Origin of the sequence: Paenibacillus senegalensis JC66 (assembly GCF_000285515.1) — a bacterium.
Classification (GTDB): Bacteria; Bacillota; Bacilli; order Paenibacillales; family NBRC-103111; genus Paenibacillus_L; species Paenibacillus_L senegalensis.
The window spans coordinates 1,128,891-1,155,362 of sequence record NZ_HE610957.1; the positions used below are offsets into that span (position 1 = coordinate 1,128,891).

The following is a 26,472-nucleotide window of genomic DNA, read 5'->3' on the forward strand; positions in this document are numbered from 1 at the left end:
GCTGTCAGTTGGCGACAATGTTGACAAGTTTGCCCGGTACAGCAATCACTTTTCTAACCGCTTTGCCAGCTATCGCTTCTTGCACCTTCGGCAGTGCCAAGGCTGCTGCTTCCAGCTCCTCGCGACTCAAGTCTTTGGACACGGACGTTCTCTCGATAATTTTTCCATTGATCTGGATAACAATCTCCACTTCGTTTTCAACCGTCCAAGCCTCATCATATTCAGGCCATGGCTCATAGCTGATGGTGGTGTCTTTGTGCCCAAGACGTTCCCATAATTCCTCCGCTAAATGCGGAGCAATCGGTGACAGCAGCTGGACAAAATGCTTCATCGCCTTGAGCGGCAGCACCTCTGTTTTGTATGCATCGTTAACAAAGATCATCAATTGGCTGATCACGGTGTTAAACCGCAAGGCTTCGTAATCTTCTGTAACTTTTTTGATCGATTTGTGCCAGGTGCGTTTAAAGGCATCACTTACCTTATCCTCTTCCGAAACAATTTTGCTGCTCAGCTGGCCATCGTCACCAATGAACAACCGCCAAACCCGATTAAGGAAGCGATAAACGCCCTCTACCCCATTCTCATTCCACGGCTTAGTCGCCTCTAGAGGGCCCATAAACATCTCGTACATTCTCAGTGTATCCGCACCGTAACGACCGACGATGTCATCCGGGTTGATCACGTTGCCGCGGGACTTGCTCATTTTCTCGTTGTTTTCTCCCAGAATCATTCCTTGGTTGACAAGCTTATGGAACGGTTCCTTAGTGGACACCACACCTATATCATACAGCACTTTATGCCAGAATCTGGCGTACAGCAAATGCAGGACCGCATGCTCGGCACCCCCGATATAGAGATCGACCGGCATCCAATGCTTCTGCTTTTCCATCGAGCAGAGCTCTTCGCTATTGTGGGGATCGATAAAACGCAGATAGTACCAGCAGCTTCCCGCCCACTGCGGCATGGTGTTTGTTTCACGTCTCGCCTTCAACCCGGTTTCCGGGTCAACCGTGTTAACCCAGTCCTCTACGGCAGCCAAGGGAGACTCGCCAGTTCCTGAAGGCGTAATTTGCTCCACATCAGGCAGCAGCAGCGGCAGCTGATCCTCCGGCACCGGCTTCATGGACCCGTCCTCCAGATGCAGAATGGGAATCGGCTCACCCCAATACCTTTGGCGGCTGAACAGCCAGTCGCGCAAGCGATAGGTCACTTTCCCCTGTCCCTTGCCATTCTCCTCCAGCCAGGTGACCATAGCCGCGATTGCCTCTTCATTGTTCATCCCATCAAGCAGCCCGGAATGAATATGCCTGCCATCGCCGGTGTACGCTTCCTGGCTCAGGTCTCCGCCTTCAATCACTTCAATAATCGGCAGGTTGAACTGCTTGGCGAACTCGTAGTCTCGCTGGTCATGCCCGGGAACGGCCATAATGGCTCCAGTACCATAACCGGCCAGCACATAATCCGCAATCCAGATAGGAAGCTTCTCGCCATTGACCGGATTGATCGCATAGGCTCCGGTAAACACGCCGGTTTTCTCCTTCGCCAGATCGGTTCTTTCCAGGTCACTTTTGCGAGCTGCCTTATCCTGATAATCGCGGACAGCTTCGGCCTGCTCTGCGGTCGTAATCAAGTCCACAAGCTCATGCTCCGGAGCAAGCACGCAGTAAGTGGAGCCGAACAGAGTATCCGGGCGAGTAGTGAACACAACCAGTTCCTTGCCCTCGTGACCGTCAATAACAAAACGAACCTCCGCACCGGTCGATTTGCCGATCCAGTTGCGCTGCATATCCTTGATGCTTTCAGCCCAATCCAGCTCTTCAAGATCCTCCAAGAGCCTCTCTGCATAAGCGGTAATTTTCAATATCCACTGGCGCATCGGCTTGCGGATGACCGGATGCCCCCCGCGTTCACTTTTGCCGTCAATAACTTCTTCGTTAGCGAGAACTGTGCCCAAAGCCGGACACCAGTTCACCGGCACTTCGGCCATATACGCAAGTCCACGCTTGTAAAGCTGAATAAAAATCCATTGCGTCCATTTATAATAATCCGGATCCGTAGTGCTCAGCTCACGATCCCAATCATAGGAAAACCCTAATGACTTAATCTGTCTGCGGAAATTGTCAATATTTTTGAAAGTAATATCCTTCGGATGCTGCCCGGTATCCAGCGCATGCTGCTCTGCAGGCAAGCCGAAGGCGTCCCATCCCATCGGATGGAGCACATCATACCCTTTCATCCGCTTGTAGCGGGATACGATGTCTGTTGCCGTATAGCCTTCAGGATGGCCAACATGCAGTCCCGCCCCTGAAGGATACGGGAACATATCCAAAGCGTAAAATTTAGGCTTCCCTTCGGTTTCGCTCGTTTTAAACGTTTTATGGTCCTCCCAGTACTTTTGCCATTTCGGCTCAATGCTGAGCGGATCATATTGGTGTCTGATATTGGACTCCGTCATCTTCCATTCCTCCTAGACAATTGCAGTTTAAGTGCAAACTCCAACAAATTTACTCCCCATGAACAAAAAAACCTCCCGCCCCGCTTAACGCTAGGGACGAGAGGATTATTCCCGTGGTACCACCCTGATTAACGAAACCAGTAGTTACCCGAGGTTTCGTTCACTTCCTTATCCCTTAACGCGGGACAACGGTCGGACTATCCGCCAGCCATAGGTTCTGGGCAAGATGCAGCCAGTGCCCTATAGAATGGGGTTCATCCTTCCGGCTCCAAGGTGAGTTCATCTGCTCCGCGCCACCGGTTTCCAGCATTCCCGGCTCTCTGGATCAAAAGACGCTTCTTCAAATTACTACTCCTCTTCACAGCCAATCACTATATTAGCTTAAGAGTTGCTCGTGCATTCAGCACTTCCCGAATAAGAGAAATTATAGAAAAAACCATAACTCTTGTCAAGCCGAAGCTGCTATTGGCGCAAGTTATTCTGTTTTTTGGGCAACAAAAAAAGCTCTGTCAGTATCCTCATCTGCAGGCGCAAAAGAAAAATCGGCAAAGCACCCGAGTAAAGCAAATCCGGATTGCGTTAACTGCTCGTTCCACCATTCCAAAGGATAGGCGCGCTGCTGCTGAGTTTCATCAATCCGCCGGTATAAAGTATTGTTATTGCTGATTAGCGGTCGGTTAGGAGAGGTTTCCATAGATTCCTTAATGAAGATCGCAAGATCGTGGGTAAGAATACCATCCTCTTCCTCCCAATCGATGGACCACAGGTAGGCGATCTCCTCTTCATCCAGAATATAAGGCTGCTCTAGTGCATAGGTACGAAATCTTGTCTCCGTATGTACATCAAACATAAACAGGCCGCCGCTCTTCAGCCCCTGATAAGTGCTGTGCAGCACTTGACGGACATCCGATTCTTCCAGCAAATAATTCAGGCTGTCGCAAAACGAAATAACGGCATCCACCGGAGCAGGCAGCACCCATTCGCACATATCCTGATGAATCCAGTTAATTGAATCTGAGCTGTTAAGTGCTGCGGTATCGCTCTTGCTCATCGCAACAGCAAGCATTTCCTCTGACAGGTCAATGCCAGTAATATGCAGGCCCCGCTGGGCCAGAGGAATCGTTAAATTGCCGGTGCCGCAGCCGAGCTCGACGATGGTCTGCGGTCTTCCCCAGCGGCCCCAGGCTTCCTCCATAAAGCGGAGCCACGCGTCATAAGGCATGTCCTGCATTAGCCGATCATAAATATACGCGAAACGCTCATAAGCCATATTCAAGAGCGCTCCTTTCGTAACTGCTAATTTTCTTCCGTCTGATCTTGGACGGAAGCTTGAACTAAATAAGTCCAATTATCTTTTTGCTCAATTTTTCCTTCTTTCATCAGTTTGCCCAATGCTCTTTTAAAGGCAGACTTGCTGATTTGAAATTTAGCCATAATGATATCCGCCGGAGTTTGATCCGAGTAAGGCATGGCTCCGTTTGGCCGTTCCTGCAAAAAAGCCAGGATACGGTCCGCATCCTCAATTTGGCTAACCTGCTTCGGCTGCTTCAACGACAGATTGACTCTGCCATCTTCCCGCACATGAGTGATTCGGACTTGAACCTGCTCACCGACTCTGAGCGGCCGCGGCCGCTCACTTGCATGAATAAACCCGAGGCAGCCGAAGCCAAGCACGCCGCCATCGACAACGGCAAAGCTTCCGATTTGCAGAGTGTTATAGATAATCGCTGTTTTCCATTCATTTTTCCACGATTCCGGAGCGCGAAAACAGCGCTTGGCCAGCTGCTCCTCTCCGGCCAGCTTGGCTATCAATCTTCCCTGACGGTCCCGGTCCAGCACGGCGTATACCTTGTCACCCACCTGCGGACGATAGTCCTCGCCGTCAGGCTGCTCGCGAAAAGGAAGCAGCACTTGGCGACCGATGCCCATTTCCAAAAAGCTTCCATATCGCGGATGAATATCCGCTACCTCGAGAAGCCCGGTCTCTCCCCATCGCAGAAGCGGCTGTTTCATAGTCGCGGTTAAGCGGTCCTGTGTATCATGGTATAAAAAAACGTCCACATATTGCCCCGGACGTACTTCGCCATCCGTTTCTCCATAAGGCAGAAGCACATCCCGCTCTCCATCAGTCAGAAAATAACCGTAAGGAGATACCTCCCTAGCTATTTCCAGCGACTGGATTTCTCCGGCATACATCGTCATACCTTTTCAACCACTTTCGCGTCAGACCATAATCGTTCGATGTTGTAGTATTCTCGGTCCTCCCGATGAAAGACATGAACGACGACATCTCCCAAATCAATCAGCACCCATCTCGATTTGTCCAGACCTTCAATCCCTTTAATTCTGTACTTATGTTTATCCGCTTGTTTGCGGATCTCGTTAACAATAGATTGCACCTGGGTTTCCGAATTACCATGACAAATAACGAAATAGTCCGCAATTAATGAAATTCCCCGGATATCCAGTACAATCGGATCCATTCCTTTTTTTTCTTCAACTGCATCAAATACAAGTGAAAGCAGCGGTTCGCTCATTCATCCATCCCCCTTATTAGCCTTTCTTGTCTTAGTGTAGCCTTCCTTTCAGTTCGTCAATCAAACAATTCCTGGCCGAAATCATCAAAGGAAAAATTTGCTGCCCCTGCTTAAGCAGATGCTGAATTGTAGAATCGAAACCCGCAATTAACGCCTGCTCCAGACTATGCTCAGCCAAATTCCGTATGCCGTTTACGTCGGGGAAATCTCTTCCCGGTTCGATGTAGTCAGCAAGACAAATGATTTTATCGAGCAGTGTCATCTTTTCCCGGCCAGTCGTATGGTATCGGATCGCATCGATAACGGCGGTATTAGTGATCCTCAGATCGTTCGCTGCCACAGCCGCGGCCGCAGGAGCGTGCCACAAAGGTTTGTCATATTCGAGTACTTCGGTTAAAACCCCGCCGGCCTCAACCGCCTCGCGTTGCCGTTCAATCGGCCAGTACTTGCAATAATCGTGCAGCAGAGCAGCCAGCTCCGCTTCACTGCGATCAGCTCCGTAACGGTCTGCCAATTGGACGGCTGAAGCCATCACCCCGACGGTGTGCTGCCAGCGCTTCTCTGGCATTTGCTCGCGTACCAGTTTTATCAACTGCTCAAGCTTCATATAGCCGATTCTCCCCTATATACGTTCTGACAGAATCAGGAACGCGGTAACGAATGTCTTTTCCGTGCCGTCTTCTTTCCCGGATATCCGTTGATGATAGCTCCATATTGGGCATCTCGCATAATTGAACCTGCTTTCGTATTGGCTCGGGCAGGCTGTTCAGGTCAATCCCATAGCCAGCGCGCGTAACGCCAATGAACCCGATCATAGAAACCAATTGTTCAATCCGGTTCCAGTTAGGCAAATACATTACCATATCTGCACCGATAATGTAGTAAAAGTTGTAATCCGGGTATTGATTACGCAATTTTTCAACCGTGTCTGTCGTATAGGAGGTTCCCCCGCGGGCAAGCTCTATGTCCTTAGCTTTGAAAGCATCATGGCTGGCGATTGCCTCCTCCACCATGAATAACCGCTGCTCCGCCGTGGCCTTCGGCGCATTGGCTTTATGCGGAGGCACATTGGCAGGCATGAACCATACCTCGTCAAGACCGGCCTGTTCTCTGGCCGTCTCTGCTGCAAGCAGATGTCCATTATGAATCGGATCAAACGTCCCGCCCATAATTCCAATCTTCACTGTTTACTTAACACCTCTCTTACAAAAGAAGAAAGCTTGCTTTATCGATTCCTTATGAAGGATTAACCTTAATTAGGGCAGCTCAATCTTTGGCTGCTCCTTCGATTGCTTGTACAATACAATAATGTTGCCTATTACCTGGACCACCTCTGCGCCGGTCCCTTCGGAAAGCTGAGCGGCAATGTCGTGCTTGTCTTCCATGCAATTGTTCAGCACGGAAATTTTAATCAGTTCGCGCACTTCCAGCGCCTCACTAATTGAGGTGATCATCGCCTCATTGACTCCGCCCTTGCCAACCTGAAAAATCGGGTTTAAGGAGTGCGCTAAGGAACGCAAAAATTTCTTTTGTTTATTCGTCAGCATCATAGGTTCCTCAATTCTTAAATTATGAACTTATTTATCAGGCCTATCCAAAAAAGCACAGCTATTTTGCATTTATGGGTTGTTGGCAGCAAAGGAGGCTTCTACCGCTTCGCGCATTGCTTCGACCGGGGCAGCGAGGCCAGTCCAGTATTCGAAAGCATAAGCCCCTTGATAAACGAACATCCCTAAGCCGCCATGAGTTTTTGCCCCCCGCAATCGGGCCTCGCTCAACAGCCGCGTGTCCAGGGGATTATAAACAATATCACTGACCAGCAGCTGGTTATGAATGTGCTGCGGCGAGAAAGGAATGTCATGGATATGAGGATGCATCCCTACACGGGTAGTATGCACAACCAGTTCGGAATCCTCCAGATACGAACCGATTTCGGTAAGAGGAATCCCTTCAGTCTCCGTCCAGGCTTGCAAATCCTTCGCTAAATCGTATGCCTTGTCAGGTGTCCGATTAGCAATGATCAGCTTTTTTACCCCCTCTTGAATTAAAGCGTATCCTATTCCTTTGGCCGCGCCGCCTGCACCGACGAGTACGACCGTTTTGCCCTTTGGTGCAAAATGAGCTTCTTCTTTTAATGAGCGTACATAGCCAATTCCATCCGTGTTATAACCGGTAAGCTTGCCGTCCCGGTTGACGATGGTATTCACTGCACCAATAGCCAAGGCATGCTCATCTACATGATCCAAATAATCCATAACCTCCAGCTTATGGGGAATAGTGACATTGACCCCGCGAAAGCCTAAAGCTCTTATCCCGTTTACAGCATCACGCAAAGTGCCTGGTTTAATATGAAAAGCGGCATAGGCCGCGTTCAATCCCTTTTCCGCGAATGCCCGGTTCAGCATTAACGGCGACTTGGAATGAGCGATTGGATCCCCGAATACTCCGTACATCACCGTAGCCGTATCAATAGTTAGTTTGCTGCCTGCATGGCTCACCTAATCCCCTCCATTCTCCGAATTCATCCAATAGCCCAAATTAAATTAATGATTTGCGCACCGCGATTTTAGTCCCTTCCGGCGCGTGAATCACCACTTCTGCTCCTTGCGTTCCATTTGCTTTGATCCAGCCGAGTCCGGAAATTAAAATTTCCGCCTCCTGCCCCTTCCGGATCGAAACGGGAACTCTCGTCCAGTGGGGAATATGCTCCAGCTGATCCAAGGTTGGCGGTGCCAGCATCTCTCCTTTATGCTGAGCATAAAGCTCATCGGCCCGTTCGAGCTTGGTCCGATGAACCGGAATGCGGTTAGATGTATAGCAGGTGAAGGACTGGCGTTCCCCACGGGCAAAATCAAACCGAACCAGGCTGCCAAAAAATAAAGTCTGCTTCTCATTCAACTGATAAACGACAGGCTTGATTGGCTTATCCGGGAGCAAGGTGGACAACAGCGGCTTCGGAACAACCTCGGAAAGTCTATGCTTGTATACAATTCCCGGTGTATCGATAATCGCTTTGCCATCATCCAGCGGAATCCGCACCATGTTCAAGGTTGTTCCAGGGTAATGGGATGTCGTTAGCTCTGATTCCAGATCACTGTAATCCTTAATTAAACGGTTAATAAGTGTGGATTTACCGGCATTGGTCGCTCCCACCACATAAACATCCCGTCCTTGCCGCAAAGAGTCAAGCTTTTTCAGCAAGGTGTCAAACCCGATTCCTTTCTTCGCACTGCATAGCGCCACATCAGCAACCTTAAGGCCGTTATCCTTAGCCTGTTTCTGCACCCAATTGACGACCTTGTTCCAGTTGGTCACCTTGGGGAGCAGGTCCATTTTATTGACAACGAGCAAAACCGGATTGCTGCCGATAAACCGCTGCAAGCCGGAAATCAAGCTCCCTTCAAAATCAAAAACATCTATGATATGGATGACCAGACTGCGGGTATGGGCGATATGCCCGAGCATTCTTAAAAAATCATCCTGATTAGGGGTTTCTGAAGTCATTTCATTATAATGCTTTATACGGAAGCATCTTTGGCAAATTACCGGTATTTTTAACAAAGCCTGCTCAGGAACATAACCGAGAGCACTCGGATCATCCATTTGCAAATGGACGCCGCAGCCTTCACATTGAAGTTCTTCTTCCATAAATTCCTCCTGCGTTATCAACCGTTCTATTTCTTAATAAATACACGGGCCGCTTTTTCTACTTTACGATTAATTCTCGTGAAAAAGCCCTCGTCCATTAAGGATATCGGCTTGACTAGGATTGTAAACAGCCCCATCCGGTTCCCGCCAAGCACATCCGTCAGCATCTGGTCACCGATTACGGCTACATGCTCGGTTTTCAGCTCCATTATGCTCATGGCACGATGGAATGCCTGGTTAGCCGGTTTGCGGGCACGATGAATAAACGGAATATTGAGCGGCCTGGCAAAATTTCCGACTCTGGATTCATTATTGTTGGAAACGATAACGACCTTAAAGCCCAGTGATTGCAAATGTTTCAGCCATTGGATTAATTCCGGAGTGGCAAGCGGAACCTTCGCGCCTACAAGGGTGTTATCGAGATCAGTAATAATACCCCGGATCCCTTCTTTCCACAGGTCTGCTAAAACAATGTCATAAATCGTATCGACCTGAAGGTCAGGAATTAATTTATTAATCAACCAGTTCACCTCGAAAGTACCATTTCTTATGAAAAAACTATACCATACTTCTCTTTTTTTGCAAAAACAGCCGGAATCCCGAAAGACTCCGGCCGCTGAAAGGTCCTATGACGTTGTGCTCTCTCTAATTTTCTGGATAATGCTTGCCGCTCGAATCGATTCTTCCTCCGTAATGGCAGATTTTCCATACTTAGCTTTCTCAAATAATAGAAGGAATTGCTGCAAATCCTGGCTGAGTCCGTGATTGGACTGCATCCAGCGCTGAATCGTTTCTCTCGCGGTTTCATGCTCATGAACAACCTGTCCTTTTTTCTGCAGCATCCGGATCAGGCGATGATATTCCATTATAATCATTTCATTAAAATTGCGATACGATTTTTCACTTGTCAGCAGGGCTTTCAGCTTCATACGGCTGGGCTTATATACCCACAGAAGCAATCCGGCTAACACCAGAAGCCCGGCGATCATAGCCGCAACACTCAGCCAAGTGCGGGCCCCGCCTTCCTCAGCTGCAGGAGATTGCGGCTCAGGAAGCGTTGTTTCCGGAGGATCCGTTTGCGGAAGAACTCCAGCATCACTCTCCTCTTGGTGGACAGGAATGATGAAGCCGGAAGTAGGCTCGAACGGAATCCAGCCGTAGCCTTCAAAGTAAACTTCAACCCAGGAATGAGCGTTCGAATTAAGAACATTGTACACTCCTGCCTCCATCACTTCGAACCCGAGCTCCTCATAAGGTATCATCTCCGGATCATACAGCTGCGGAGAACCGGTAGAAAAACCTTTGACCCAGCGGGCGGGAAGATCAAGCGTACGCGCCATGACCGTCATCGCTGTGGAAAAATAATCACAGTACCCTTCTTCTATTTCAAACAGAAACCGGTCAACAAAGTCCATATCATCCGTTCCGTTATCATTCGGAGTATTTGTGTAGGAATAATTAAACTGCAGATACTGCTCCAAAGCTTTGGCCTGATCATAAGGGGTGCTTGCCTCTGCCGTAATTTCCCTTGCCAGCTCCCTTACCCGTTCAGGCAAAGTATCGGGCAGCTGCAAATAATCTGCAAAAGCATTCGGATCTGCGGGAGGCGCCTGTCTTAGCTCGTCCTCGCTATTGACCGGTATCTCCGAAATAACAGTATAAGTGCTCGGGTAGGTACCGCCCCGCTCGCTCCAGAGTAATTCAGCCGAGCGCGGAGACCAAAGAACCCGATCCCCGTCGAGGCCTTCAGGGAGCGCGCTCAGTTCCACCATGGCATGGGCCCCGAACAGTATCGGATAGGATTGCTCGTTAAGCATCGTGATCGTCTGCGTTACCTCTATGGTCTTGCGGTTCTCCATATTAAAGCGGGAGTCCTGATAGAGCGGAGCCTCAATGTCCACAGGCCTTAGCGGACTCTGCCGTTCTGCATTGCTCTTCTCCCAGCCGTTTCCGGTGTATAGAGAGCGGGTCTCTCCTCTCCAGTAGCTGCGGTGAGAGGTTTGGACGCTCATGACCGGACTGTAGTCAAAGTTAAAGCCGCCGCCCAGCATTTCATCATTACGGCTGTATCCGGAGGATGAGTCTAGTTCTAACTGAAAAGAATTCTGTCCGTTGCTGCTGAAATTAACCGGCTCTCCCCTCCATGTTTTCCATAGCGTGTAGGGGTCTGTCAACAGATTGCCGATGTTGGGCGCAAACATACTGGGTACGATCGCCACAAATAGCAGCAGCACGATAGGAAAAGCAAGGGACGCAGGGTAATCTGCCAGATAAGACCAGCCAATGGGATTTCTGCGCTTTACATTCATTAAATGCTGAATGATTAACAGGCACAACCCGCATAAAATGACAACGGCCACTTGTCCCCATAATACAATCGGACTGAACGAATCCCTAAAGGCCATCACCAGAACGGTCAACACCATCGCAATAAATATTCTCCATCGGACCTGCAGCCACCATTGAGCAAACAAATAGATGAGCCAGGCAGACATGGTGAACCAGATAAAGGGATGCAGCAATTGAAACCACTCGGCTATCCGGTCGAACATCGTTATCTCCACTCCGGGAATCCGGCTTGGAGCTGCATATTCCACCACTGATGCCGTATACAGCATGACTGCGATGCCCTGAAGAGGAAAGCGGAAAGCACCAAGCCGGTAAAACAACAGCTCCATAAAAAATACTAAGACAAGTGTGACTTGAATATATTGGGCTGTTTCCGGAAGCCAGATGTAGGGCTCTTTCATTATCCATTGCACGATTTGAAATAAGAATAAACCAGTAAAGAACAGGGTCAGAACACGAGACCAATGGACAAATACCAAACGTGAAATGAGCGGCTGCCTGGTATTCACCGCAACGGAGTTCAATGGAAGATTTCTCATCGCATGGTCCCTCCCAGCACATAAGGCAGCTCTTGCAAATTGCGCACTGAATACACCATAATACCAAGGGCATGCAGATGGTCTATCCATGACTCGGCATCTTTTGCTTGCTTGGTATTGACCCAAATATGGCAAGGATTAAGCTGTCTTTGCTTCAGCAAGGAAAGTATCCGCGAGATCTCCGGTCCATGCCGGGAAGTAATCAAGGCTACGAATGTGCCTGGCGAAAGCACCCTGGAATGTTCATTCATCCATGGGTACAGGGCATGCTCCGCGTTGCACTCGAGCTGTACCAGGTGCTCCATCATCTGCTTGTGATTCCAAGGATTCGTGCTCGGCTCATAAAACGAGTGTGTCAGCATCCCCAGGGCCAGCCCGTTTTTGCTTCCATAATCGAGCAAGGATGCAGCGGTTGATACTGCCAGTTCAAAATCATCGTCCCGCGTGTAGCCCTTCCTCGAGTTATCTAGTAAAAGCACTGTCTTCGGCAGCGATTCCTTCTCAAATTCCTTCGATTTCAAAGTCCCGGTTCGGGCAGTCGCATTCCAATGAATACGGGATAGACGATCCCCGTAATTGTATTCTCTCACTCCATTAATTTGCGTCGTTTCTCTGACAGCTCTCGAGGTAGCAGAATGAAAATGAGTGCCTTTATACATCTGGTGCAGCTGCTTCCATTCGCGAATAGCTGCTTTCTGCGGGTAGACCTTGATCGTATAAGGCATATCCACATAACCTTTATGCTCGAACAAACCAAATATATCTTCCGTAGCGCATTCCGTCGTTTCGAAATTATAAATTCCTCTGCGTAAAGGAGCAGTCTTATACTCCATTCCGCCGCGGCGTCCCCAATCGGGTACCAGCGAAGTCTCAAAGAGCTGCTCTCCCTTGCCATTGCGGCGGACAAGACGGTCTTTCATAAACACATAGGGAATCGGCCAGAATCCCGGAATTTGAATCGCGACCTCGACATTTACCGTTGAGCCCGCCTCCAGCTGCTGATCCGCATCCAGCTGCAGCTTGCGAATGCCCTTTGCCTTGCGGATACCGCTCCACCGTCCCAGAAATAAATACAAAGTAAGCACCAAGACGATAATAAATAGCATAAATGCCAGTTTGCCGCCCTGAAATAAGAAAAAAAATAAAGCGGAGAAAAAGCAGGTCATCACCGCTCCCAAACGAAACGTAAAACTGGAGGAGCGTTGACTAGAGCTTGGGTAATAGTTATTCATTAATCGATCACTTCTCCAATCGCACCGGCACTCTTACTTGCTGAAGTATGGCTTGCAGCACAGACTGGACCGTTTGACCCTCCATTCTAGCTTCCGATTGCAGCAGAATACGATGTCCAAGCACATAAGGCGCCAAATATTTCAGATCATCGGGAATAACATAATCCCGCTCATTTAAGAAAGCATAGGCCTTGGCTGCTTGAATCAGCGCCAAAGTTGCGCGGGGGCTCGCTCCCAGAAATACAGACTTGTGCTCGCGCGTCTGCCGCGCTATTTGCACGCCATAATGCACCACCGCCTCATCGATGTGCATATCTTTGGCACTTTGCTGCAGCTCAACGATTTGCTGGACATCGGTTACCGGTCTCATCCGGTCCAGCGGATGCTCCTTGCTCTGCTGCGCGACCATCTGCAGCTCAACCTGTTCATCCGGGTAGCCTAAGCTGAATTTCAGCATAAATCGGTCAAGCTGAGCCTCCGGCAGCAAATATGTGCCTTCAAAATCTATCGGATTTTGAGTGGCCAGCAAAAGAAAAGGCCGGGGCAAGTCATAGCATTCCCCATCTACTGTAATGTGTTTTTCTTCCATAGCTTCCAAAAGTGCAGACTGGGTTTTCGTTGTAGCGCGGTTAATTTCATCGGTCAAGAGGATATTCGTCATCACCGGACCGGGGCGAAATAAAAACGTCTCTTCTTTCGGATGGAATATAGAAACACCCGTAATATCAGTGGGTAATAAATCGGGGTTGCACTGGATTCTCCGGAATTGGCCTTGAATGGATCGGGCTAGCGCCTTGATCAATACCGTCTTTCCTGTGCCGGGCACGTCTTCCAGCAGTACGTGACCCTCGGCCAGCAGTGCAGTGAGTATGAGCTCGATTTCATTATCTTTTCCTAATATACAGGACCTGAGATTGGCCCTTAGCTGTTGGATAATTTGCATCTGTTCATTGCGTGTACTCTCCATGCACATTCCTCCTTCGGTCTCCAAACGGATAACTCCTGTAAAAGCCCCTGATAGGCCGAAGATAGCCGCTTATCTTTCATTTTACTAGAATTAATACCCTAAGTATACGTTCTGTACCAAGCTAAAACCAAAATAGTCGAAAAAATATGATTACTAGCAATTCTATGAATAGAGAACGGAGGAATCCGTAAAAAGGATGCCAAATGGTTCGCGGGGTATGCATCTCCAGAGCGAGAATCGTCCGGGCCTGCTTGTTACTGTCGGGTTTGAGGGAGGAGCAAGCTTTCGCTTGGCAACTGTTTTTCTCACAATCCCTAGAGGAGCGCTGAAAAAGGTTGCATACTTACATTTTATACGAAAAGAGTCATGCCATTGAAAATCCAGGCACAACAACTCCTGCATGAAAATCAGCGCGGGAATTTGTACGATACGTCATACAAAGAACTTGGAAAGTGCGTGGAATTGCGGGGATTTGTATGAAACGTCATACAAAATGACGCTGGAAGCATGGAAAATATGGAATTTTGTATGAAGAATCGTACAAACTCACCAAAATGTAAGAAAAACGCCTTTAGTTGTATAAAGAATCGTACAAATGGGCTCATGGCAGTCGGGGCAGACCTCGCGGAAGGGACTTGTGGCAAAACTCATGGCAGTCCTCGTGGAAGGACTTATGGCAAAACTCATGGCAGTCCTCGCGTGACTACTTTCTCACCACACTTCTAGAGAAATTCCCTTTTGCATAGTATACTGCTCCGTTGCAGCCGTTAGATTATGCATCAAAACCGTCCTTCTTTAAAGTGGTTGTCAAGAAATCAATCTTTAACAGCGATCGGAGGGTTCCTCCCTCCCGCATTGAACATCTCACTCTTGAAAAGCTCGGACCTAAGTCGTCACCTCACTTTGGTTATACAACAAAAGCAGGGCGCCCAGTCGTCAATTTTCACTGACTTTCAGGACAGCACCCGCTTCAATTCCCCTACCTCAATTTGCGGACCAGTAAACCAACTCCAATTTCCGTAATCGGGACCATTGGACCATCGGCCTCACCCCAGGCTCGGCCACTTCAGCCTTTAACCCAGGCTGGACCGACCTGCCTGACCTTAGGCTAGACCGACTCAGCCTGACCCTAGTCTGGACCAACTCGGAGGGACCCAAGTTTTTTGAGGACTTCATTAGACAACCCCTTACTTGCCAATAATCACCGGTTAGTCCATTCCTTTCTAACCCTTCGGTTTAAATAGAAGTGCCGCCAGGAAAGAAAAGATAATCGCCGAAGAGATCCCTGCGCTCGTTACTTCAAATATCCCGGTTACAATTCCAATCCAACCGTTCTGGTCGATCTCTTGAATTGCCCCATGGACCAGAGAATTACCGAAACTGGTTATCGGCACCGTCGCTCCCGCTCCCGCAAAACGGATAAGAGGATCGTACCAGCCCAGACCATCGACAATAGCCCCGAGGACGACAAGGGTACTCATCGTATGAGCCGGCGTAAGCTTACCGACATCAAGCAATAGCTGGCCCAATACACAAATAGCCCCGCCAACCAGAAAAGCCCACAAAAACTGAAGCCACATTCGCTAAGCCCCCTTTCCGCTTTCGATAGCTACTGCATGGGCAATACAAGGAATCGACTCCCCTTGCTGATATGACAGTGGAGAGAGCAGAGCTCCGGTAGCCACCACTAATATTTTGTTGAATTCGCCATTGATCACCTTTTTAAGCAAGTGGCCGTAGGTAACGACAGCCGAGCAGCCGCAGCCGCTAGCCCCGGCTTGCACCTGCTGCTTTTCCAAGTCGTAGATCATTAAGCCGCAATCCTTAAACTGGGTTTGCTGCATAGGTACCTTGTGCTTTTCCAGCAATTCGCATGCGATGGAATAGCCTACCGTGGCCAGGTCGCCGGTAACTATCAGGTCATATTCACCCGGCTGAATCTGGAAATCCCTCAAGTGTGCCTGAATCGTATCTACAGCTGCCGGGGCCATGGCGGCTCCCATATTGAATGGGTCTTTGATCCCCATGTCCATGACACGGCCAATGGTAGCTCGCGACACGACAGGCCCCTTACCGCGCGATGAAATGACAGCCGCCCCTGCTCCCGTTACCGTATACTGGGCAGTAGGAGGTTTTTGCGAGCCGTATTCAGTCGGATAACGAAACTGTTTCTCCACTGTGCAATTGTGGCTGCAGGTTCCGGCCAATGCATAATGGGCACTACCGCTGTTAACCAGCATAGCTGCCGTTGCCAAGGTCTCCATAGAGGTAGAACAGGCTCCGAACATCCCTACGTAGGGAACCCCCAATGTCCGGGCAGCAAAGCTGCTGCTAATAATTTGGTTCATTAGATCTCCGCCAACATAAAAGTTAAGCGATTCCTTTTGAATTCCGGCGTGCTTAACCGCAAGCTCCGCAGCTTGCTCCATTAATTTGCGTTCAGACTTTTCCCAGGAATCCTGCTCCAGCGTAAGGTCGCCATGAACGATGTCAAATTCATCTCCGAGCGGACCTTTTCCTTCCTCAGGCCCTACGACAGTAGCCGTGCCGAGGATGACGGGTTTCTTCTCAAAAGACCAGCTCTGGTACCCTTTGAGCATGTTATTGCCCTCCTCCCTGACCGACAAATAAAATATGCAAAAGCCCTATGAAAAAAGCGGCCACCGTCCCGTATACAATTACGGATCCAGCCAGCTTAAACATATTTCCGCCTACCCCAAGCACCAGCCCCTCGCTTCTGTGCTCAATAGCCGCCGAGCTCATGGAGTTGGCAAATCCGGTAACGGGAACCGCGCTGCCTGCTCCAGCCCATTGGGCAAGCTTGTCGTACCAGCCCAAACTTGTCAAAATGACCGCAATTAGGATAAGCACGGCAACAGTCGGATTCCCTGCGGTTTTCTCGGTAAAGCCGAAATATTTTTGAAACATGAACATGAGAGCTTGTCCCAATACGCAAATAAGGCCACCTACTAAAAATGCTTTCACGCAGTTGCTCCATACTGGCCGTTTTGGCTCATTTTTTTTGGCCAGTTCCTGGTACTGCTGCATGGTGGGAGTCACTGTTTTTTTCTGTTTGTTAGCCATATTGTCCTCCTGAAAAAATTATTAACGTTTCAACAAGTACGTAATGCTGTCGAGCACCCGCTGTATGCTTCCGGCTGCATCAGTGTACATTTCCTTCGCTTCCGCTTGTGTACATTGCAGGGCAAAAAGCTCCAAATCTGCCTGGCATTTTTTCAACAGAGCATGCAGCAGCTCTTTATTTTGCGGGGTTGGAATTTTCAATTCGTCGCTGTACACATCCACATATAATTGCTTCATATTGTCCACCTGTGCGAGAAACACATTTTGCTGGGCGACACCCTGCTTTTCCAGCTCGGTATGAAGCCATCCCCGGTTCAGCCCAATTTTAGATAAGGGCTCGTCCAAAATTTCCCCGTCAATGATTACAGTCTGGGGATTATTTGCTGGTGGTACTTGAATGCCCATATGTTTCGGAGTAAGCGGCTGATGTTCTTCCTTCAGCAGCACGCTCAGCTCTCCATTTGGCTCCAGCGTAGCGAATTCAACATCAGCCACCCTGAAGATGCTTTTGGTGCGAAGCTGCTCAAGCAGCTCGTCCGCAGTAAACCGTTCTTTCTTCAAGTTATCTTCAAGAATCTTGCCTTCCTGAATAAGGGCAGTGCTCTGTCCATCCAGCAGACGTCTTAGACGAATGCTTTTCAATGTAAGCAGCTCCATTCCAAAAGGAAGAGCAAACCACACCAGCAACGAAGCCACCCCGTGAAGGTAATTAGCCTCAAGGTCCGTGGACAAGGTCCCTGCCAAATCCCCTAATGCAATACCTGTTATATATTCGAAGAAGGTTAGCTGAGATATTTGTCTTTTGCCTAATATCCGGGTGAGCACAAACAGCATGATTACCGCACCAGTTGCTCGGATGATGACCCCCCATAGTCCCGGCACTTGTATAGCCCCCCCTTTCCATACAACCTTCCCTCATTATTTGCTAAACGATGATTTGTTATGAATGCTCTATTTTGGGTATGAAAAAGAACCGTTCGGCAAATAGTAAGATGGAAATTTAATTCAAAACTGGGAGGTGTTTTGCGATGACCGTAGCGTCTCAAGTTAAAACTTGTTTGGCCTCTTTAAAAAGCGCTCAAGCCAGCTTGGAGCAATTTGCCTTAAGCACCGAAAATCAACAAGCCAAGCAGTTGTTTGAAGATGCTTCCAGAACGACTCAGCAAGTGGTTGACCAGCTGAGCGTGCGGGTACAGGAGCTGGAAAATGAGGAGCCCCAATATAAAGGCTTCTAATCTATATATTCCAATAGCCTGATAATCAAGCCGCTTACGTAAACAGCCGGCAGCAGCTATTCCAAGCTGTGCCGGCTGTTTGCTTTTAAGTCGGGATGCTCCCCTAATGCTTAAATGAACCAAAAAATAATTAGCGCCAACAGCACAAACAAGACAAGGATCAAGATCGTTTCCCATTCTTTAGTCATTCTGAAATTCCTTTCTTTTTGCAGATAGATGTATTTCAGCGCTTTTTCCCTAATCCTCCATACTTCAGAGTATGAATATGCCTAATACTGTGGCAGGGATATATGCCCACCCGTCCTAAATAATGTATAATAGAATCAATCGGAAGGGGGAAACATGCAATGACTATTCGCAGTCAGCAAGAATTGGAAGCGTTTGTAAAGGAAACGGTAAACACATGCCCAGTCACAGACATACATACTCACCTGTTTGCAGAATCGTTCGGGGAATTGTTGCTTTGGGGTATCGATGAATTATTAACTTATCATTATTTAATTGCTGAAACATTCCGCTTTCTCCCAGAACTTTCCTACGATAAGTTTTGGAATATGTCTAAGAAAGAACAGGCTGATCTGATCTGGAATACATTATTTATAGAGAATACCCCGTACAGCGAAGCCTGCCGCGGGGTGGTAACTGTATTGAATCGCCTCGGTCTCGACCTGTCGCAAAGAGATTTGGAACAATACCGGGCTTATTTCCGATCGCAGAATACCAAGGACTATATTGATCATATATTTGAGCTCTCCAAGGTGAAGAGCGTTGTGATGACCAACGACCCGCTGGATGATTACGAGCGCGCCTGCTGGATGGAGGAAGCCCCTCGCGACCCGCGTTTCCTTGCCGCCCTGCGTATTGATCCGCTGCTTAACCAGTGGAGTTCAAGCTGGTCCAAGCTTAAGGATCAGGGCTATCCTGTTGAAGAAGAACTGACTTCGCAGACCATCAGTGAAATCAAGCAATTCCTGCACGACTGGATCAAGCGGATGGATCCCTTGTATCTGGCCGTCTCGCTGCCTGACGATTTTGCCTACCCGGAAGAGTCTGTCCGCAGCCGCTTAATCAACGAGTGCATCCTTCCCGTAACCAGGGAAACCGGACTGCCCTTCGCTATGATGATCGGCGTAAAACGGCAGGTAAATCCTTCGCTCAAATCTGCCGGCGACAGCGTAGGCAAAAGCGATATCGGCGCTGTAGAGCGCATTGTTAGTCAAAACCCGGACAATAAATTTTTAGTTACAATGCTTTCACGGGAGAATCAACATGAGCTCGCTGTCACCGCAAGAAAAAACCGCAATATGCTCGTATTTGGCTGCTGGTGGTTTTTGAACAACCCCAGCCTGATTGAAGAAATTACCCGAATGCGTCTTGAACTGCTTGGAGGGAGCGTCATTCCCCAGCATTCCGATTGCCGGATTCTTGACCAGCTGCTCTATAAATGGGATCATTCACGCCAAATTATCGCCAAAGTACTGTGCGACAAATATACGGATTTATTCCAGGCAGGCTGGCGGTTGGAAGAAGAAGAAATCCGCCAGGATGTCGAAGATCTGCTGGGCGGAACGTTCTGGAAGTTCATCGGACGCCCGGAACCCCAATAAGCGCAAAAAACTGGCCACTCTTTCTGACAGGAAGGAGGGCCGGTTTTTTTTAATATGTCTTTAATTTCACAGTCTAAACTGCCTATACCGTTCATGAGGAACAGTAACTTTCTACCATTTCCCTCCTTCAAAACCATCCTCCTGTTCCATCGTGGCGCATGAATCACTTCCACAGCATTCTTCCTATTTCTAGGCCAGGCCAAACGGATTTCCTTTCCTATTTTCTGTACGTACAGGCACGGTTAGGCAAAGGCCCACATACAATAAATTATTCGCTGTTATGAGCTGTCAGGAAGCTGGTTTTGCTAACGCTTTAGGAGGTGACTGCATGCCGGGCCTGTTTACGGCAATAGCCCTATTCGTCAAAGAATTGATGCTTCTCGTGTCCTATGTCAAAAACAACGCTTTTCCCCAGCCTCTCGCCGAAGAGGATGAAATGAAGCATCTGCAACAAATGGCCCAAGGAGATCAGCATTCCCGCAATCTACTTATTGAGCACAACCTGCGTCTCGTCGCCCATATTGTTAAAAAGTTCGACAATACCGGGGAAGATCTGGAAGATCTGATTTCCATAGGAACTATCGGCTTAATCAAAGCCATCGAAAGCTTTTCTCCTGACAAGGGCACCAAGCTGGCCACTTTTGCGGCCCGCTGTATAGAAAATGAGATTCTCATGCATCTGCGATCATTGAAAAAAACGAGAAAAGACGTCTCCCTGCACGATCCGATTGGAACGGATAAGGAAGGCAACGAAATCACGCTAATCGATATTCTCGGGACAGAGGCCGATGATGTTGCAGACAAGGTTCAGCTAAAGATTGAAAAAAGCAAAATCTATCACCATCTCGATATATTAGACGAACGCGAGCAGGAGGTCATCCGCGGCAGGTTCGGCTTGGAGCTGGGCGGGGATGAAAGAACTCAGCGAGAAATCGCCAAGGAGCTCGGGATTTCCCGCTCGTATGTGTCGCGAATTGAAAAAAGGGCATTAATGAAGCTGTATCACGAGTTTTATAAAGTTAAGCGTTGACCGCTGATGCGGTTAAACTGAACATGATAGTTAGGAGTGGTAAGCAAGCAGTGTATCCAGCAAAATTTCTGCAGCCTGGGCTACCTGTTGCAAATCGACCCATTCATCATGGGTATGAGCCTGGTGAATCGAGCCGGGGCCGAATACGACTGCCGGGATGCCAGCAAGCGCTAGCTTGCTGGCATTTGTTCCATATGGCACACCGAGTATTTGCACCTCCCCGATCCTTCGGGATGCCGCGCTGGTCAGCTGCCGGACAATGGCACTGTCTGCAGGGGTATCCAGTGTATAGTCGAGAACGAAAGGATCGTGCACGATAACACTGGCCCGCTCATCCTGCAGCTTCAGAGCGCTCAGTTCATCACGGAGGTCGGCCCATACCTGTTCGCTGTTCTCACCCGGAATTGTCCGGCGGTCGATCTTGATGCGGCAGCGGTCCGGAATTGTATTAGGAGCGACGCCGCCGGCAATTTCCGTCACGCTCAGCGAGCCTGGCCCTACTAGCGGGTGTGGAGAAGCAAGCAGTCGCGGTTTGATGACTTCCTTGAAATAAGTAATAACCTGAACCATCGCTTCAATGGCGCTGACACCTTCACCCGGCTTGGAGGAATGGGCAGCCACACCGACCGTCTCGATTTCGCACCGGACAACCCCTTTATGCGCAATGACTGCCTGCAATTCGGTAGGCTCCCCAACAATCGCAGCAGCAAATTTCCCAGAGAGCTGAAGCAGATCGAGTATACCCGTATAATGGACCTCTTCATCCACTGTAGCTGCTAAATAAACGGGTACCGGCGGTTTGACGCCATTAAGCACACACCACTCTACAGCGGCCAGCATCGCCGCCAAAGAAGCTTTAGTATCACAGGCTCCGCGTCCGTAAAGCCGCCCGTCTACGATTGCTGCCGCAAGAGGCTCAATCGTCATATTGGTTGTCTGGACCGTGTCCATATGGGCTTCCAGAAGCAAACCGGGCAAATCATTACGTGCCCCCGGGAGCATAGCGATAACATTAGGGCGGTCAGGCTGAACCTCCCGGCGTTCTGTCGCAAGGCCGAGCCTTCGCAAAAAACGTTCGACGTATTCGGCTATTGCCCGTTCTGGAACGCCGCCCTCAAAGCTTGGATTAACGCTCGGGATCTGAACCAGATCGCGTATGATCTCCGTAGTTCGAGCTTCATTGATTCTATTTGCAGTTATCATTCCAATGGTGCTCCCCTTTCTTTTTAACAGGGCATTACATGCAACCTTCCAGTCAAGTCCGTTCCAAGCCGAATTAATAGCTGCAGCCGCGGGCATCCGTCATAATACGGCCGATGATTTCTCCTCCGCGTTTCGCATAAATGAAATCGTTCAAATTCGGAATGACACAGGAATGGTTCGGAATAATCTCGAGTTGCTCCCCTATCGTCAACTTGATCTTCTCCGGATCATATCGAAGCATTCCATGTTCTTCATTCAATGCGGCAATCTTCACTTCAGGCATGCCAACGATAATTCCGCAGCCGTCGCTATGATGGGAGCGGTCGCTCGTTAATGCCTTTGTGCCTGCATCAATAGTAGCCATGCCCGGCAGCGGGATGCTTACAACAGTCGCCATCACGCGCAGCGCGCAATCCTCCGGCTCCGCAAGCCCCATATCGATCGCAGATACATCGTTATACAAGTAATTCCCGGCACGCACTTCCGTTACACCTTCCACATGCTCACAAAGCTTGGATGCGGGTGTCGATCCGGAGCTGACCGTCTGTATCTCAATGCCGGCAGCACGCAGATCAGCGATTACACTTTTTATCATTCTGGACTCTTCCTTGAGCGCTGCAACTAGAGCACTTTTAGTCTGATTTCTGTAGATGAGTCCAAAGTAAGCCATAATTCCGATGATCTCGATCCCCGGAAGCTCACGAATACGGCTTGCGAACTGTACGATATCAGCGCCGGGCTGTCTCCCTCCGCGATGCAGGCCTCCGTCCAGTTCAATCAGAACACGTACCGGCTTGCCCGATCTTTCCCCAACAGCTGACAGTCCACAGGCTGCTTCCCAACTGTCAACCGTTACTGTGATGCGGATTCGCCGGTGAAGACGCTCCAGACGCTGCAGGTTGCCCTCGCCAACAATGGCAAAGGCAACGAGGATATCGTCTATCCCCCCATCAGCGAACACTTCGGCTTCAGACAGCTTGGCAGCAGTTATGCCTATCGCTCCCGCAGAGAGCTGCCTGCGGGCCATTTCCAGTGATTTATGTGTCTTGATATGCGGCCGATGGCTGATGCCATACTCAGCCAGCTTCTCCGCCATAGCCGCGATATTCCGCTCCGCTGTCTCCAGGTTCACAAAAGCATATGGCGTGGGCGGATTGGAGTCCATCTGCCGCGGGTGATGGAATGGATTAGATTGCATCATTTTCAAGCTCCTTTCCTGTTATAGGCCGTATTGATCCCGATACTCTTGGGGAGTCAAACCGGTATGCTTCTTAAACACATGAATAAAAGAATGAGCCCGCTGATAACCGAGGCAGGCGGCAATCTCGTATATTTTATCCGTAGTATCCAGGAGCAGGCGCACCGCCTTCTCCATCCGGACCCGATAGACATAATCCGATATGTTCTCTCCTGTCTCCAGCTTGTAGATTTTGGATATATAGACCGGATGGAGGTAGACGTGCCGAGCGATAGCCGTGAGCGAAACATCCTCATCCAGATGCTGCTCCACAAACTGCTGGACGTCTGCAATGAGCTTCGAACGGGAATCGCGTTTGTCCGTCTCCACTTCGCTGCTCAGCTTGTCCAACAGCTCCAATGACCAGTCCAGCAGCTGCTGGGCATTGCGAAAAGGCATTCCGAGGGCCAGCTTCTCATGCCCTGGGCCGATCAAATCAACCAGCTGCTTGCCATTCTTGTGGGCATAGGATGATGCAGCGGAGGCGATGGCAAAATACGCTTCCAGCAAATGCCCTTCCGTCTGCAGCTCTGCGGCTATGCGGGAAAGACGGTCCCTGGCTTGCAGCCAGTGCCCTGCCTCAAGCAAATGGACAAGCGAGGGCAGCTCATAAAGCGAGGATAGGGTGCCCGATTCCTCTTCCCCTGTAGAGGCATCGGCAACGGTCAGGATCAAATCCGGCACATCGCCTATCCTCCTCCTGAGCGCCGATAGCGTCCTGGTATAAGTGTACTGCAGATCATCAGGAAAGCAGCCTGGCCTGCTGATCAGTATGGTAACCGCCCCCCGCAAATAGCTGCGGATGGCCTCTTTCAACTGTCCTGCCTTGCTCTCCAATGCTGCGCGATATGAAGAGCTTTGCGGATTGTCCAAAAATATATCCCTAATTAAAAAGACAAGATAGCCATGCACATCCTTGCCATGCCAAAGCTCGTAATCAGGTAAGAACAATTCTTCAGCTATATTGCCGACCGCATATTCGACAAGCGCAAGGCTCTGCGGGTCATACGTATGAAAGGGCTGGTCCAGTCTGACCAGCATCAGCGCAAAAGGCTGCTCGTAAAAACCGGGAACCGACAGCATAGCCAGCTTGTCGCGAAGCTCCGATGCCCCATACCGTTTGCCAAGCAGCAGCTCTCCAAGCAAATTTCCTCTCATCTGGGGCAAGTTCTCTCTGACGGTCTGGGCAATTCTCTCCTGGGATACGATAGCCCGCCATTCCTCTTCCAATTCCTTTCTGACCTGTCCGACCGCCTCCAGCAGCTCCTCATCCTTGACAGGCTTGAGCAGATAGCTGACCGCACCGTGACGAATCGCTTCCTTTGCATATTCGAACTCCGCATGGCCGGATAGCAGGATGCACTTTGTTTTCCGCCAGCGGCGACGGATTTGTTCGGACAGCTCAAGGCCCGACATGCCTGGCATACGGATATCAGTCAGCACGATATCAACTGAACAAGACTCCATAACGTCCAGTGCTTCCTCGGCAGAGTAAGCTTTATACACCGCTGATACCCCGCACTGGTCCCATGGGACAAAGCCAGCCAGCCTGTCGGTTATGTGTCTTTCATCATCAACTATTAGTAATGACGCCATAGGCTGAATCCTCCTCCCAAATCATGGTGACTCGCAAGCCTCCAAGCGGGCTCACCGACAATTGCAGGCCGGAGTCCGGACCGAACAGATACTGTAGTCTCTGATGAACATTCCATATTCCGCAGCCCGTCTGATCCTTTAGAGGCAGCCGCAATTTCTGTTCAAGCCTAAGCATGGTTTCAAAAGAGAGGCCCGCACCGTTATCTTCGACCATCAGCATATTCCGGCCTTCAAGCATGTATCCGCTTACCCGGATGAGACCGTCACCCCTTTTTTTCTCGATACCATGCACGATAGCGTTCTCTACGATTGGCTGTAGCAGCAAACGCGGCAGAGAAAGCTCCAGCATCTGATGGGGAACGTCAATCTCATAGCGAAGACGGCCTAGCCGAAGGTTGTGGATTTCCAAATAGCTCTTGACAAGCTGCAGCTCCTCACGAAGAGTAGCCGGATTATCATCCATTCTCGTTGTATAACGGTAATACTCGGCCAAATTTTGTGCCATGGCCGCTACAGCCGAGGTATCCTTCATCTTCGCAGTATTGATAATAAAGAACAAGCTGTTATACAAAAAATGAGGGTTGATCTGTGCCTGAAGCTGCTTCAGTGTTGCTTCATGGCTCCTGATTTTCTCTACGTACACACGCTCCACCAGATCCTGGATTTCGGCAGCCATATCATTGAAGCGGAGAAATAAAAAATCGAATTCATTGCCGGGATAGTTCTCGATCCGTGCCGACAAGTTCCCCTTCTTCAGCATCTGCACCCCCCGCAGAAGGTTACGGATAGGCTTCTGCACATTACGGTAAAGCAGATAAGCTGCAATCACGCCAACTGCCAGCAAAGAAGCAATCGTTACGTAAAAAAACGCTTTCGTCCGGTGTATCGGCTGCAGAATACTCTCCACCGGGGCGTAATCTACCAAATACCAGCCAAGCTGCTGAGATTTTACATAGAACACGGCTACCTGTCCCATGCTTATATCTGCTATGAGATTTCCGCTTTCCCCAAGCGGCCTTTCCTTCAAAACAGCCACCACCTCCGTGACGGCTGCCGTATCCATCGAGGTGCTGCCTATTGTTCCGAATTCCTGGCTGAATAAGAACGGGTCACTTCTCCCCTCCCATTTGACCTTCTCCAGCATGTTGGAAATGTTCGTAACGGGAAAAGCAACTTGAATCATGGCTGCAACCTGGTCCACGGAGGTTGCGCTGTATGGTTCCGAAATCTGCCGTACGAATCGGGCTCCGGGCATCTGGGAATAGCCCTGCGGCTGAATATCATAAATCCATCCCTGACGGAGTGCGAATTTCTCAACGTCGCCTTGCGGATCGTAATCCTTGTACATATTGGATGACAGCATAATATGCTGTTTGGGGAGATACAATGTAATTTCGTTTAACCATGAACTGGAGACGCTCTGCAGACTCAGTTTTTTGTTAATCCGGTATTGTTCACGCAGATGATCATAGGAAACGCTTTCGTTTTGGTCCATCAATTTTCGTATATGCGGGTCAGCGCTCAAGATTACCGTATACATAGCAAGCTGCTCGATCGTCGCATCAAACTGCTGCAGGAAAAATGACAGCTGCCCCAGGCTGTTCGCCTGGATTTCATCCTCAACAACTTGGACGCTTACCCGGTTCGTATAACTATACAAGATCATCACCGGCACAAGCAGCAGCACGAGAATCACAATCATTTTGGAAAATATAGTAGGTTTTCTGGACATAGCTGCAGCCCCTTCACGAAA

24 protein-coding genes and 1 other annotated feature are annotated in these 26,472 nt (G+C 49.4%); of the genes, 3 read left to right on the plus strand and 21 right to left on the minus strand.

The window, feature by feature from the left end:
- Positions 1 to 4: 4 nt before the first annotated feature.
- From leuS to PSHG_RS05425, 17 genes are all read right to left on the minus strand, one after another.
- Entirely contained in the window at positions 5 to 2,455 is a 2,451-nt protein-coding gene (gene leuS / locus PSHG_RS05340) for a leucine--tRNA ligase (RefSeq protein WP_010270467.1), read from the minus strand.
- Positions 2,456 to 2,544: 89 nt separating this feature from the next.
- Positions 2,545 to 2,826: a binding site (T-box leader), on the minus strand.
- A gap of 104 nt (positions 2,827 to 2,930) precedes the next feature.
- Positions 2,931 to 3,725 (minus strand): class I SAM-dependent DNA methyltransferase, encoded by a 795-nt coding sequence (locus PSHG_RS05350; RefSeq protein ID WP_010270469.1) that lies wholly within the window; start codon positions 3,723 to 3,725, stop codon positions 2,931 to 2,933.
- A gap of 26 nt (positions 3,726 to 3,751) precedes the next feature.
- Positions 3,752 to 4,657, minus strand: a complete 906-nt coding sequence (locus tag PSHG_RS05355) for a CvfB family protein (protein WP_010270471.1) — start codon at positions 4,655 to 4,657, stop codon at positions 3,752 to 3,754.
- On the minus strand, positions 4,654 to 4,992 hold the full coding sequence (rsfS, locus tag PSHG_RS05360; protein ID WP_010270475.1) for a ribosome silencing factor: 339 nt from the start codon (positions 4,990 to 4,992) through the stop codon (positions 4,654 to 4,656). The genes PSHG_RS05355 and rsfS overlap by 4 nt, the downstream gene beginning before the upstream one ends.
- A gap of 31 nt (positions 4,993 to 5,023) precedes the next feature.
- Positions 5,024 to 5,599 carry a bis(5'-nucleosyl)-tetraphosphatase (symmetrical) YqeK gene (yqeK, locus tag PSHG_RS05365; RefSeq protein ID WP_010270479.1) on the minus strand — a complete coding sequence of 192 codons (576 nt, stop codon included), beginning with the start codon at positions 5,597 to 5,599 and terminating at the stop codon, positions 5,024 to 5,026.
- A complete protein-coding gene (locus PSHG_RS05370) occupies positions 5,589 to 6,176 on the minus strand; it encodes a nicotinate-nucleotide adenylyltransferase (protein ID WP_010270481.1) in 588 nt (195 codons plus the stop codon). Before PSHG_RS05370 ends, yqeK begins: the two co-directional genes overlap by 11 nt.
- A gap of 72 nt (positions 6,177 to 6,248) precedes the next feature.
- Positions 6,249 to 6,539, minus strand: a complete 291-nt coding sequence (gene yhbY, locus PSHG_RS05375) for a ribosome assembly RNA-binding protein YhbY (protein WP_010270484.1) — start codon at positions 6,537 to 6,539, stop codon at positions 6,249 to 6,251.
- Positions 6,540 to 6,611: 72 nt separating this feature from the next.
- Positions 6,612 to 7,490: a shikimate dehydrogenase gene (locus PSHG_RS05380; RefSeq protein ID WP_010270487.1), complete on the minus strand. Its 879-nt coding sequence runs from the start codon at positions 7,488 to 7,490 to the stop codon at positions 6,612 to 6,614.
- Between the two features lie 40 nt (positions 7,491 to 7,530).
- Positions 7,531 to 8,640 carry a ribosome biogenesis GTPase YqeH gene (gene yqeH / locus PSHG_RS05385; RefSeq protein ID WP_010270490.1) on the minus strand — a complete coding sequence of 370 codons (1,110 nt, stop codon included), beginning with the start codon at positions 8,638 to 8,640 and terminating at the stop codon, positions 7,531 to 7,533.
- Positions 8,641 to 8,666: 26 nt separating this feature from the next.
- A complete protein-coding gene (locus PSHG_RS05390) occupies positions 8,667 to 9,161 on the minus strand; it encodes a YqeG family HAD IIIA-type phosphatase (RefSeq protein ID WP_010270492.1) in 495 nt (164 codons plus the stop codon).
- A gap of 105 nt (positions 9,162 to 9,266) precedes the next feature.
- Positions 9,267 to 11,528: a transglutaminase TgpA family protein gene (locus tag PSHG_RS26650; protein WP_010270496.1), complete on the minus strand. Its 2,262-nt coding sequence runs from the start codon at positions 11,526 to 11,528 to the stop codon at positions 9,267 to 9,269.
- On the minus strand, positions 11,525 to 12,760 hold the full coding sequence (locus PSHG_RS05400) for a DUF58 domain-containing protein (RefSeq protein ID WP_010270499.1): 1,236 nt from the start codon (positions 12,758 to 12,760) through the stop codon (positions 11,525 to 11,527). The genes PSHG_RS26650 and PSHG_RS05400 overlap by 4 nt, the downstream gene beginning before the upstream one ends.
- 7 nt (positions 12,761 to 12,767) lie before the next feature.
- Positions 12,768 to 13,727, minus strand: coding sequence for an AAA family ATPase (locus tag PSHG_RS05405; protein WP_010270501.1), 960 nt, complete (start codon positions 13,725 to 13,727; stop codon positions 12,768 to 12,770).
- Between the two features lie 1,223 nt (positions 13,728 to 14,950).
- A complete protein-coding gene (gene spoVAE / locus PSHG_RS05410) occupies positions 14,951 to 15,307 on the minus strand; it encodes a stage V sporulation protein AE (RefSeq protein WP_010270505.1) in 357 nt (118 codons plus the stop codon).
- Between the two features lie 3 nt (positions 15,308 to 15,310).
- On the minus strand, positions 15,311 to 16,327 hold the full coding sequence (spoVAD, locus tag PSHG_RS05415; protein ID WP_010270507.1) for a stage V sporulation protein AD: 1,017 nt from the start codon (positions 16,325 to 16,327) through the stop codon (positions 15,311 to 15,313).
- 1 nt (position 16,328) lies between these two features.
- Positions 16,329 to 16,811: a stage V sporulation protein AC gene (spoVAC, locus tag PSHG_RS05420; protein WP_010270512.1), complete on the minus strand. Its 483-nt coding sequence runs from the start codon at positions 16,809 to 16,811 to the stop codon at positions 16,329 to 16,331.
- Between the two features lie 21 nt (positions 16,812 to 16,832).
- A complete protein-coding gene (locus PSHG_RS05425) occupies positions 16,833 to 17,645 on the minus strand; it encodes a DUF421 domain-containing protein (RefSeq protein ID WP_042121447.1) in 813 nt (270 codons plus the stop codon).
- Between the two features lie 194 nt (positions 17,646 to 17,839).
- On the opposite strand from PSHG_RS05425, the gene PSHG_RS05430 reads away from it, so the two are divergent.
- From PSHG_RS05430 to sigK, 3 genes are all read left to right on the plus strand, one after another.
- Positions 17,840 to 18,046, plus strand: a complete 207-nt coding sequence (locus PSHG_RS05430) for a DUF1657 domain-containing protein (RefSeq protein ID WP_010270519.1) — start codon at positions 17,840 to 17,842, stop codon at positions 18,044 to 18,046.
- 347 nt (positions 18,047 to 18,393) lie between these two features.
- Positions 18,394 to 19,653, plus strand: a complete 1,260-nt coding sequence (locus tag PSHG_RS05435) for a glucuronate isomerase (protein ID WP_010270522.1) — start codon at positions 18,394 to 18,396, stop codon at positions 19,651 to 19,653.
- A gap of 328 nt (positions 19,654 to 19,981) precedes the next feature.
- Positions 19,982 to 20,683: an RNA polymerase sporulation sigma factor SigK gene (sigK, locus tag PSHG_RS05440; RefSeq protein WP_010270524.1), complete on the plus strand. Its 702-nt coding sequence runs from the start codon at positions 19,982 to 19,984 to the stop codon at positions 20,681 to 20,683.
- Positions 20,684 to 20,713: 30 nt separating this feature from the next.
- Here sigK and PSHG_RS05445 read toward each other — a convergent pair whose 3' ends face one another.
- From PSHG_RS05445 to PSHG_RS05460, 4 genes are all read right to left on the minus strand, one after another.
- The gene (locus PSHG_RS05445) at positions 20,714 to 21,886 is read right to left on the minus strand and encodes a M20 family metallopeptidase (protein ID WP_010270527.1); all 1,173 of its coding nucleotides are present in this window, start codon (positions 21,884 to 21,886) and stop codon (positions 20,714 to 20,716) included.
- A 73-nt stretch (positions 21,887 to 21,959) separates the two neighbouring features.
- Positions 21,960 to 23,087 (minus strand): alanine racemase, encoded by a 1,128-nt coding sequence (locus PSHG_RS05450; protein WP_235782010.1) that lies wholly within the window; start codon positions 23,085 to 23,087, stop codon positions 21,960 to 21,962.
- Between the two features lie 18 nt (positions 23,088 to 23,105).
- Positions 23,106 to 24,719, minus strand: a complete 1,614-nt coding sequence (locus PSHG_RS05455) for a response regulator transcription factor (RefSeq protein ID WP_010270532.1) — start codon at positions 24,717 to 24,719, stop codon at positions 23,106 to 23,108.
- Positions 24,697 to 26,451 carry a sensor histidine kinase gene (locus PSHG_RS05460; protein ID WP_010270538.1) on the minus strand — a complete coding sequence of 585 codons (1,755 nt, stop codon included), beginning with the start codon at positions 26,449 to 26,451 and terminating at the stop codon, positions 24,697 to 24,699. The genes PSHG_RS05455 and PSHG_RS05460 overlap by 23 nt, the downstream gene beginning before the upstream one ends.
- Between the last annotated feature and the right edge of the window lie 21 nt (positions 26,452 to 26,472).